The following is a 739-nucleotide window of genomic DNA, read 5'->3' as shown; positions in this document are numbered from 1 at the left end:
GGGCCGGAGCGGGCGGGCCCCGGCTGGCCCGGGTCTGGCACGGCAGCGAGAACCGCATCGAGGAGCTGCGCCGGGCCCTGGAGAAGGACGCACCGCACCCGTCCGACCCGTCGGGGTCCGGGCCGGCCGACTACCCCTGGCCCGGCGAGGCGCTCGGTGACGAGCCCGGCGGGCCGGGCTCGGCCCTCGCGTACCGGCTCGTCGCCGGCGGACGCCCGCTGGGCACCCTCGTCATCGGACGGTCCGGTGCCGCCGGGTTCCCCGACGAGATCACGGGCCTCGTCGAGGACCTCAGCCGCCGGGTCGCGCTCGCCATCGGCGCCGCCCGCCAGTACGCACGCCAGGCCACCATCAGCGCCGTACTCCAGCGCGGACTGCTGCCCGGCGCCGTGGCCGAGATCCCCGGGATGCGCAGCGCCCTCGTCTACGAGCCGTGCGACAAGGGCGGGCCCAGCGGCGACTTCTACGATCTGTTCCCGGCCGGTGACGGCCGCTGGTGCTTCGCCGTCGGCGACGTCCAGGGCAAGGGTCCCGAGGCCGCCGTCGTGATCGGCCTGGCCCGGCCCTGGCTGCGGTTGCTGGCCCGGGAGGGCTACCGGGTCGCCGACGTCCTCGACCGCCTCAACCAGCTCCTGCTCGACGACGCCACGGAGGCGGCGGACGCGGCGGCCCGCGCGCTGGTGGCCGCGGGCGCCCGCCCGACCCCGCCCGGCGACGGCCCCCAGACGCGCTTCCTGTC

General features: G+C 77.8%; 1 protein-coding gene. It reads left to right on the top strand.

Annotated features, from left to right (window positions below):
- On the top strand, window positions 1-739 hold a 739-nt coding region (locus tag CA983_RS44500), incomplete at both ends, for a PP2C family protein-serine/threonine phosphatase (RefSeq protein ID WP_158101956.1).

This window comes from Streptomyces swartbergensis (assembly GCF_002148965.1).
Classification (GTDB): Bacteria; Actinomycetota; Actinomycetes; order Streptomycetales; family Streptomycetaceae; genus Streptomyces; species Streptomyces swartbergensis.
Note: the sequence above shows the minus strand (reverse complement) of the source record. Positions and strands in the feature narration are given on the sequence as shown.